Origin of the sequence: Desulfovibrio sp. JC022 (assembly GCF_010470665.1) — a bacterium.
In the GTDB taxonomy this organism is placed as follows: Bacteria; Desulfobacterota; Desulfovibrionia; order Desulfovibrionales; family Desulfovibrionaceae; genus Maridesulfovibrio.
Genome location: NZ_VOPZ01000012.1, coordinates 122,354 through 131,478, shown reverse-complemented (window position 1 = coordinate 131,478; position 9,125 = coordinate 122,354). Strand labels below are relative to the sequence as shown.

Genomic DNA, 9,125 nt, shown 5'->3' with positions numbered 1-9,125 from the left:
GAATATTTGGCTCATCATTTTGAACGCAATCCTAACGATGGTTTCGACATTGAGAATTAACCGGCTGCGTTAGCCTGCCGGTGTTATGCTGGACTTTCAGTCCGCTAGCTCAAACCCACCAGCTTCTAGCTGGTGGTTGTTTAGTAGTCATTGATATGCCTCCACGGGGCGTGTTTGTTTGTGATTGCTGATGAATTGTGCATTTTTCATCAACAAATAATATCTCGCAGCAGTCATGTAATGGATAAAGTAGGAGAAAGGAAATAGGTAACATTGATATGCTACACACTTCTTGCTTCCCTTTCGGGTTACCACCTGCTAAAAGCATGGTATATAATTGAAAAAGAGTGAATTATAATTATGGTTTCAGGTTCTGTGTTACTTAAAAAATCAGACTCGCGCATGATCCTGTCCGGACATCTGGATGCCGAGGGAGCCGGACAAGTGTGGGAACAGGCCCGTTCCGCTGTGGCGGCGGGTTGTTCCACTGTGGAATGCTCTGGAATCGAGTATCTGGACGGCGGCGGTGCTTCTTTGTTTATGATGATGAAAGCCGGCTGCCGGGATCGGGGCTTAGCCCTTTCCATCACAGGTTTGCGACCGGAATTTGCCGCTTTTCTTGATCTGTTCGATGTGGACAAAACCGCTCCCCCGCAGGGAGAAGATAAAGGCAAGGGCGGAATACGGGGTTGGATCACTTCCATTGGACTTTCAGGTCAGGCCGTGGCCGCAGACATGCGTGAGCAGATTGAATTTACCGGGAATTGCGTCATTGCCGCCCTCAGTACCGCCACCTGCAAGAATAAATTGCGCTGGCCCGATTTCTGGCTGACCTGCGAAAAGGTGGGGGCTGACGGGCTGCCCATTATTCTTTTGATTGGTTTTCTGATGGGCCTGATCATGTCTTTCCAGTCCGCCGTATCTCTCATGCGTTTCGGGGCTGAAATTTTTGTGCCCAATATGCTCGGGCTGGTCATGTTTCGTGAACTGGGTCCTATGGTCACCGCTATCCTGCTGGCCGGACGTACCGGATCAGCTTTTGCCGCCGAGATCGGAACCATGAAGGTCAATGAAGAGTTGGATGCCCTGAATACCATGGGGCTTAACCCGGTCAGTTTTCTGGTTCTTCCCAGGGTGCTGGCAACAGTTTGCATGACTCCGTTGCTGACTCTTTTTTTTAACTTCATGTCCCTTGTGGGCGGCGCATTGGTCATGCTTTCCATGGGGTATCCGCTGAGTACATATACCGGTCGTGTTTTCCAGAATGTGCAGTGGATGGATTTTTCCGGCGGCATGATTAAAGCGGTAGTCTTCAGTTTTCTTGTAGCCGGGATCGGTTGCCAGCGCGGACTGGTGACTAAATCCGGAGCCAGCGCGGTGGGTGATTCCACCACCAGTGCGGTGGTCAGCGGGATCATTCTTATTGCGGTGTTTGACGGGGTTTTTGCGGTAATCTTTTTCCTTACGGGGATTTAAATTGGTTCGCGCGAATGACAATATAATAAACGTGCAGAATCTTACCTGCGCCTATGGTGATTCCGTCATTATTGATGATGTTTCTTTTGATGTCCGGCAGGGCGAAATTTTCATTATTCTTGGTGGTTCCGGTTGCGGAAAAAGTACCGTGCTCAAGCATATGATCGGACTGTATCCCCCGGCAGCAGGACAGATATTTATTGACGGGGATGACATCGGCTCCGCTTATGGGCAAACAAGGCTGGAAATTTTGCAGCGTATCGGGGTCATGTATCAGATGGGTGCTTTGTTCGGTTCCATGACCCTGCTTGAGAATGTGCGTTTACCGTTGGAAGAATTTACTTCCATGCCTCGGGAGGCCATGGATTATACTGCACGCATGAAGCTTTCTTTGGTCGGTTTGGAGACTTCCGCAGACAAAATGCCGTCTGAGCTTTCCGGGGGGATGCTTAAGCGTGGAGCCATCGCACGGGCTATGGCTCTTGATCCGAAGATTCTTTTTCTAGATGAGCCTTCCGCTGGGCTTGATCCCATCACATCTGCCGAACTTGACGAACTGGTGCGCAGCTTGTCCCGTTCGCTGGGGGTTACATTTGTGATTGTAACCCATGAGTTGCAATCAATTTTTTCCATTGCAGACCGGGTGATCATGCTTGATAAGGACACCCGTGGAATTATTGCCGAGGGTGATCCCCGTGTTCTCAGTGAAGAATCGGAACATCCGCAGGTGCGCAGATTTTTTCATCGTGAAGTTGGAGAAAAAGCCGGGGAATCCTCTTTGGTTACGGAGAATATATGAGTCGTAAAACCAATCCATTCAGACTGGGACTTTTTATAATAATCGGCGTTTTGCTGTTTGTATCGGTGCTGGCGATCCTTGGTGCCGGAAAAGTTTTTGAGCACAGTGTTAAGATGGAAACCTATCTGAACGAATCTGTGAATGGTCTTGAGGTCGGGTCCCCCATTAAATTCCGTGGGGTGAAAATCGGCACGGTCAGCCAGATCGGCTTTGTTACCGACCATTATGTGGATTTAAGTCAGAGTGCTTTGCGCTATGTCTATCTTCTTGGTGATTTGAATCATAAAATGTTTAAGACAAAAGAAGGGCAGGAGCTTGTACACGCCCTTAAGAGGGAAGTAAACCGGGGACTTCGCGCCCGGCCTGTTTCCTTGGGACTTACCGGTCAGCTTTTCCTTGAGATTGATTATGTTGACCCGGAAAAAAATCCTCCGCTTGAGATTACTTGGAAGCCCAAATATATTTATGTACCTTCCGCTCCATCCATGATGAGCAAGGTGGAAAGTGCAGTGGCCTCCATCAGTGATACATTGGAAGATATCAATAAGGCCAATATTTCTGAAGCAATTGAAGATGTGCGTTCAGTGGCTCAGAGCATGAGTACATTTCTTAAAAATTCCGATACCGGAGAAATCAGCAAACGGTTGACCGGGACCCTGTTTGAGGCGGAAAAATTTATCGCCCGTATAAATCAGTTGTTGGCTGACCCGGAAGTGGACAGCCTCATGCCTGATGTGGCTGCTGCGGCCCGTAACTTGCGCAAGGTTATGGAAAGTTCTTCCGGTGATATTGTGGCTGCTATGAAAGATATCCGCAAAGCTTCTGAAAGTGCGAAAAATGTGACCGGTGGTATGGAAGAGTATCTTGCCGGTCCGAAAGGGACAAAAACTCTGGCTGATCTTTCAACTACATTAAATAATATAAGTGAAGCGTCTGATAGAATCAAAGGCGCGGCCGTGCGGTTTGAATCCACTCTTTCAAGGGTGAATATGACTGTGGCCGGGCAGCAGGGTAATATTGAAGCCATTCTGGATAATGTACGCAGGCTTATGGAAAATCTGCGTGAACTTAGCAGTGAGGCCAGACAATATCCGTCAGGTGTGCTTTTCGGAGATCCTCCGAAGAAAGCTCCAATTAAGCAGGAGAGTAAATAATGAAAATGCCCAATATCTCCAGGTCCGAGTTATATAAGGTTGTGATCCTGTCTGTTTTTATTTTTGCGTGCGGATTAGCGGGGTGTGTAAAACTGGAGCGTCCCAGCCTCGACCGTAAGTACTACACTCTTGATGTGGTTCGGGCGGACAAGCAGAAGAATAAGATTCACGCAGTAAAAAATCTGATTGTCAGGCGGGTTAAGATTTCCCCTCGCTACGAGGATCGTGACCTTGTTTACAAGGTCGACGAGAATGCTTTTGAAGCGGATTATTACAATTCTTTTTTCGTTCCGCCTGCGGCATTGATCACTCAGGAATTGCGGGTCTGGATGGGCGATTCCGGGATATTCGCCAATGTGCTGGGGCCGGATAGCATGGGCACCGGAGAATTGCTTTTGGAAGGAGTGGTCAATTCCATTTATGGTGACTATTCAGGGCCGGAAGCAAAGGCGGTCATCAATATGCAGTTTATCCTGCTTAATAACGATAGTGCTGATATGCCTATTGTTTATTCCCGTGATTTCAGCCGGGAAGTGGTTGTAGAATCAACCGGTCCGGCAGCTCTGGTAAGGGCCATGAACTCCGGATTAAGTGATATTTTTATTGAGCTGGAAAAGGATCTTGCTGAAACAGTACATACAAACCATTTTGACAAAGCAAAAGGTTATTCACAGGAAAAATAGACCCTGTTCTTACCTTTTATTTTGCAGCGGTACATATTGTCATCAGCGCGCTTGATTACTTTTTCCAAGGATTCGTCATTGGAAAATTCCGCTACGCCGATACTTATGGTTTTGTATACGGGCTCTTCATTTGCAGGCCGGTATTCAAAAGCAGCCAGGGCGGTGCGGATTGATTCAGCAACTTTTATTGCTTCCAGTCCGTTTGTTTCCGGAAGGATAACCATAAATTCTTCTCCGCCATAGCGGAAGGCCTTGTCCCTGCCGCGTATATTATTTCTGATAATCAGTCCGATGGCTTCAAGGATATCGTCCCCGGCGGCATGTCCGTACGTATCGTTGAACATTTTGAAATCATCTACATCCATAAGCATTACGCTTAATGGGTGTCCTGTGTTGCGGCTTTTGAAAATTTCTTTTTCAGCAACATCCAGCATATGGCGGCGGTTGAAAAGTCCGGTCAGCTGGTCGGTGATGCTCAGGTTTTTAAAGCGTTCTTCACTTTCCTTAAGCTTCTGTTCCGCTTTTTTCCTTTCGGTAATTTCCTGTTCCAGTGCATAATTCTTTTCATCCAGCTCATGGAGCAGAGTAGCCAGCTGCGCAGCGTTGTCTTCCTGAAGTTCTTTGACTTCCATCAGTTCTTCAATCAATTTTTCACGGTGATGCTCGGCTTCTTTCTCAGAAGTAACATCCTGTATTATGCAGATACAGTTTTCAGGGGTATCGCAGGAAGCGGCAATATTAGCCACTGACATATCGATGAAGTGGGGTTCTTCATTTTTATCGGTGATTTTTAAGCTTAGATTGGCTTTGCCTGCCGGGCCGCAAAAAAGATTGTGCAGATATTCTCTACCTTCCGTATCATGCTCGGATATAAGTAGCTCATGCAGCGAGTTACCGATAGCTTCTTCTTGGGTAAAGGTCATTATTGCAGTGAAAGCAGAGTTGGCAAATAGTATTTTGCCGTTCTTGTCCAGAATAACAATGGCGGATGCCGCATTGGAAAAAAGATCGCGGAATCGGAACTGACCACAGTCAGGACATTTGGAAAGCAATGAATTTCTCAGGGTCGTGTTTTTGTCCCTGAGTTCTGCCAGTTCAGAATAGATAGATCTGGAACTGCTTAGATTTTTCATATAATACCACCCTTCACTTTACTCCACCCTATTAGGCAGAGAAGTTTACACTGATTTATTAACTAATCAAGTGTTATTTTTGTAAAGTGAAAAGTTCCTTTTATTTGCTTGCACTTTGTACAAAATTAGACAAATATGTCCGCGCACTTCTTTTTAAGGAACATATAAAAATAATTCAGGAAAAAATATAATGATAACAATGAAGCTTCTTCTTTCTCCCGTAATCTGCGCTTTGATCGGCTGGTTTACAAACTTCCTTGCGGTGAAAATGCTTTTTCATCCGCATAAACCTATTAAGGTAGGTCCCTTTACTATTCAGGGGATTTTTCCCAAGCGTCAGAAAGAATTGGCTTTGCGACTCGGTGAGATGATTGAAAGGGAACTTATTTCCCATACAGACATCAAAAATGTAATTCACGATCCGGCATTTATCGATAAGCATAAAGATGTTGTGCTTGAATATCTGGATGTATTTTTTCGGGAAAAACTGACTTCCCTGCATCCCATGGTCGGCATGTTTCTTAATGATGAAACCATGAAGACTGTTAAGGGAATGCTTTCTCAGGAACTTGACTCCATGCTGCCTAAATTAATTGAAACCACCTCCTCTCAGCTTGAGTGTTCTCTTGATTTTAAATGTATTGTTCAGGATAAAGTTGAATGCTTTTCCATGGAGCAGCTTGAGTCCATCCTTTTTTCCATTATGAAGAAAGAGTTTAAATTTATTGAAGTTATCGGTGGTATTCTCGGTTTCATTATCGGTTTGATTCAGGTTGGAATCTTCCTGTTATAAAATAAAGAAAGCTAAAGAATGGCTAATGCCGCCTACAAGTATTATATTACTAGTAGGCGGTATTTTTTTAGGGGGCGGACACAAACTCCAACTTATGGAGGTCGTTGTGAAACGTTTGCTTTTGTTCTTTGTGGTTTTTGCAGTTTTTGTTGCGGCTGGATGTGCGAAATTTTCAGGTCCATATTATCTGAAGAACCACAAGTATAAGGAAGGAATCAAGGTATTCAGCGAAAGGCTGCAAGAAAGTCCTGACGATGCCGATTATGCGTACTATCTAGGTCGTTACTACATGGCCTTGAAAAAGCCGAAGGAAGCTCTTCCTTATTTTTCAAAAGCGGTCAGCATTGAATCTGATAATGTTGATTACCTATTCTGGTCCGGTGTTAACTATTGGGCCTTGAAGCAATACAGCAAGGAAAGGGCTGCTTACCGTAGTGTCCTTAAACTTGATCCTGATCATATTTCTGCCAATCTCTATCTCGCCCACAGCTACCTTGAAGAAGGAAAGCTCATTGAAGCTCTTATCCTTTATGACAAGGTCATCAAACTGGATAAATACAATCCTGAAGCTCTCTACAACCGTGCCGACATATTGGGAAGGCAGGGTAAGAAAGATGAAGCTGTCAAAGCTTGGAAGAATTTTCTTGAGTACTACCCGGATGGGACTCTGGCCATGAGTGGTACTGAAAAACTGAATCTGCTTGGCGACTTTAGCTATCGCAATTTCATTTTCGGGACCCGCAATTTAACTTTGCGCAGCATTAAATATAAACCCGGAAAAGCTGATTCTGATCTGGAAAGCAAAAGTTCTCTGCATGTGATTGCCGCAATGATGGAGGAGAATAAGAATCTCCGCTTTTACATTGTGGCGTATGTGGATGGGGATGTGAAACTGGCAAAGGACCGCGCCAAGGGAGTCCGTGATTATATACTGAGCGGACATCCTGATTTTGACCCTGCAAGAATGCCTTTAAGCTGGTTCGGAACCGCTGAAGAGGTGGAAAGGGGTGGCAGGACTTTCAAGCTGGATGAATCCATACAGTTTATAACTGTAGTCAACTAGGGGAGGGAGGAGTTTATGAAAACTATGTTTGGAAAAATCTTATGGCTGGTTGCGATTCTGGTCCTGAGTGTAATGTTTTCGGTTCAGCCCTTGCTCGCTCAGGATACCCAGACCGGAGAGACAACCGAGGCGACTGAAACCACGGAAACAACCGACCCGGCTGATACTGGCGAACCTACTGAAGATGAGGCCGATGCTCCGGCGTTTGATAATCCTGCTCAGGCAGCTAAAGCTGAAGCCCTTGCAGCGGCGGATGCTGAAGCCAAGGCCGAAGAGTTCGGCGAAGCAATTGCTGAGGCTGAGGCTGGCGTGAGTGCAGCACAGGAAGATGTGGATGCCGCAACCTCCGCAGTGGAGACCGCCCAGACTTCTGTGGACAGTCTTAATACTGCGGTTGAAACCGCTGAGGCGGACGTCGCCGCAGCTACTGATGCTGTCGCCGCAGCCACTGAAGCTGTAACCGCAGCCACTGAGGCTGAGGATGATGAGGCACTGGCAACTGCTCAGGCTGAACTTACTGAAGCCCAAACTGAATTGGCCACGGCAGAAACAGCTAAAGCTGAAGCAGAATCCGGCCTGACAGCAGCTGAAGCTGAACGTGATGCAGCCGCAGCTGACCTTGCCACCGCACAAAGCGGTCTTGAGTCTGCTCAGACTACTGCTGACGAAACGCTTGCAGCTGCCGCTTCAATCGATACCGGTGCCATTGCTTCCATGCGTGAACAAGGCATGGGATGGGGTGAAATTGCCCAAGAACTTGGCGTACATCCCAGCACTCTCGGATTGGGGCATCAGAAGCAGGTTCAGGAACGTACTACCGCAACCGGAACTGCTGCAACCGCCAAGAATTACGGTCAGAGCAAGAAGTCTGAAGTTGCTACTTCGAGGAACACCAAGACCGGTGTCTCCAAGACTCCCGGAGTCTCTGGTGGGCAGGGTGATAAGTCTGTAGGCCTTAGTCGTGCTTCCAGCAAGGCTCAGAGTGGCGGCAAAGGCTCTGAGTCCGCCTCGAACAGTAAGTCTTCCGGTGGACGTGGTAATTCCGGTAGCAGCGTGGATGGTGGAGTTGGTGCAAGTACCTCTAATTCCAATGCCGCTTCAAGCAGTTCCAAGGGCAAGAGCTCCGGCAAGGGTAATAAGGGTGGAAATGGCAAAGGTAATAACAAGTAGAAAATGAACCAATTATAAGCCTCCGATAGCTGAAAAGTTATCGGAGGCTTTTTTATGATCTGAAGCAGATTCATTTGTTAAGAATCATATAGTTCCGCCAAGAGTTGTTATTTTTCTGTTATTATTAGAAGTGACTCTGGGGAGTCTGCTAATACGGTTTTTGGAGGTTTAATTGCGATTTATTTTAATACTGGGGCTTCTCTTTGGGATCATGCTTGTACCAGGGTGTGCTCAATTCGCCGGGCCATACTATCTAAATCATGGTGAGTTTGAGGACGGAATCAGGGTTTTTAGCGAAGAATTCGGTGAAGACCCCGAAGATGCTGCCGCTGCATATTATTTGGGACGCTATTATCTTGCTCTTGAGGAACCTGAAAAGGCTTCCGAGCTGTTGCAGAAAGCCGCAAAACTTGATCCAGATAATTCTGATTACCGTTTCTGGGTCGGTGTAGCCTGTTGGGCCTTGGATGATTTTGATGAGGAGCAGGCAAATTACAAGCAGGCTCTTTCTATAGATGAGGATAATATCTCAGCGAATCTTTATCTGGCCCATAGTTATCTTGATGAAGGTAGACTTGATCAGGCACTTAGTCTCTATGATAAAGTTATCCTGAAGGATAAATATAATCCACAGGCATTGTATAACCGGGCTGAAATCCTAACCAGACAGGGCGCAAGGGAACAGGCTGTAAAGCAATGGAAAAAATTTTTGGAATATTATCCAGATGGAAGTCTTGCTGTATATGGAACCGCGCAACTGAATATTCTTGGTGATTTTCTTACCGAAATTTTATTCTGGGAAAGCGTAATGTTACTTTAAGATCTATTCATTTTAAATCTGGAACAGTTAAGTC

Annotated in this window: 9 protein-coding genes; 8 read left to right on the top strand and 1 reads right to left on the bottom strand. The window is 46.1% G+C overall.

The annotated features are described in order from the left end of the window. Positions 1-360: 360 nt before the first annotated feature. The 4 genes from FMS18_RS18210 to FMS18_RS18195 are packed head-to-tail and all read left to right on the top strand — an operon-like array spanning position 361 to position 4,112. The gene (locus tag FMS18_RS18210) at positions 361-1,476 is read left to right on the top strand and encodes an MlaE family lipid ABC transporter permease subunit (RefSeq protein WP_163296098.1); all 1,116 of its coding nucleotides are present in this window, start codon (positions 361-363) and stop codon (positions 1,474-1,476) included. Position 1,477: 1 nt separating this feature from the next. Then, positions 1,478-2,275: an ABC transporter ATP-binding protein gene (locus tag FMS18_RS18205; protein WP_163296097.1), complete on the top strand. Its 798-nt coding sequence runs from the start codon at positions 1,478-1,480 to the stop codon at positions 2,273-2,275. Continuing rightward, a complete protein-coding gene (locus FMS18_RS18200) occupies positions 2,272-3,429 on the top strand; it encodes an MlaD family protein (protein ID WP_163296096.1) in 1,158 nt (385 codons plus the stop codon). Before FMS18_RS18205 ends, FMS18_RS18200 begins: the two co-directional genes overlap by 4 nt. Further along, entirely contained in the window at positions 3,429-4,112 is a 684-nt protein-coding gene (locus FMS18_RS18195) for an ABC-type transport auxiliary lipoprotein family protein (RefSeq protein ID WP_163296095.1), read from the top strand. Before FMS18_RS18200 ends, FMS18_RS18195 begins: the two co-directional genes overlap by 1 nt. Here the strand turns inward: FMS18_RS18195 and FMS18_RS18190 are convergent. Next, complete coding sequence (locus FMS18_RS18190; RefSeq protein WP_163296094.1) at positions 4,094-5,245, bottom strand: sensor domain-containing diguanylate cyclase; 1,152 nt, start codon at positions 5,243-5,245, stop codon at positions 4,094-4,096. The genes FMS18_RS18195 and FMS18_RS18190 overlap by 19 nt on opposite strands. 190 nt (positions 5,246-5,435) lie before the next feature. On the opposite strand from FMS18_RS18190, the gene FMS18_RS18185 reads away from it, so the two are divergent. The 4 genes from FMS18_RS18185 (at position 5,436) to FMS18_RS20760 (ending at position 9,091) form a co-directional block, all read left to right on the top strand. Next, entirely contained in the window at positions 5,436-6,038 is a 603-nt protein-coding gene (locus FMS18_RS18185; RefSeq protein ID WP_163296093.1) for a DUF445 domain-containing protein, read from the top strand. A gap of 106 nt (positions 6,039-6,144) precedes the next feature. Then, positions 6,145-7,101 carry a tetratricopeptide repeat protein gene (locus FMS18_RS18180; RefSeq protein WP_163296092.1) on the top strand — a complete coding sequence of 319 codons (957 nt, stop codon included), beginning with the start codon at positions 6,145-6,147 and terminating at the stop codon, positions 7,099-7,101. Positions 7,102-7,116: 15 nt separating this feature from the next. After that, positions 7,117-8,271 (top strand): helix-turn-helix domain-containing protein, encoded by a 1,155-nt coding sequence (locus FMS18_RS18175; RefSeq protein ID WP_163296091.1) that lies wholly within the window; start codon positions 7,117-7,119, stop codon positions 8,269-8,271. A 211-nt stretch (positions 8,272-8,482) separates the two neighbouring features. Then, complete coding sequence (locus FMS18_RS20760) at positions 8,483-9,091, top strand: tetratricopeptide repeat protein (protein ID WP_239061099.1); 609 nt, start codon at positions 8,483-8,485, stop codon at positions 9,089-9,091. Positions 9,092-9,125: the final 34 nt, after the last annotated feature.

Excerpts from the sequence above, each read along its gene's own strand:
- FMS18_RS18210 (WP_163296098.1), top strand. The coding sequence starts at position 361 with ATGGTTTCAGGTTCTGTGTTACTTAAAAAATCAGACTCGCGCATGATC.
- FMS18_RS18200 (WP_163296096.1), top strand. The coding sequence starts at position 2,272 with ATGAGTCGTAAAACCAATCCATTCAGACTGGGACTTTTTATAATAATC.
- FMS18_RS18195 (WP_163296095.1), top strand. The coding sequence starts at position 3,429 with ATGAAAATGCCCAATATCTCCAGGTCCGAGTTATATAAGGTTGTGATC.
- FMS18_RS18190 (WP_163296094.1), bottom strand. The coding sequence starts at position 5,245 with ATGAAAAATCTAAGCAGTTCCAGATCTATCTATTCTGAACTGGCAGAA.
- FMS18_RS18185 (WP_163296093.1), top strand. The coding sequence starts at position 5,436 with ATGATAACAATGAAGCTTCTTCTTTCTCCCGTAATCTGCGCTTTGATC.
- FMS18_RS18175 (WP_163296091.1), top strand. The coding sequence starts at position 7,117 with ATGAAAACTATGTTTGGAAAAATCTTATGGCTGGTTGCGATTCTGGTC.
- FMS18_RS20760 (WP_239061099.1), top strand. The coding sequence starts at position 8,483 with ATGCTTGTACCAGGGTGTGCTCAATTCGCCGGGCCATACTATCTAAAT.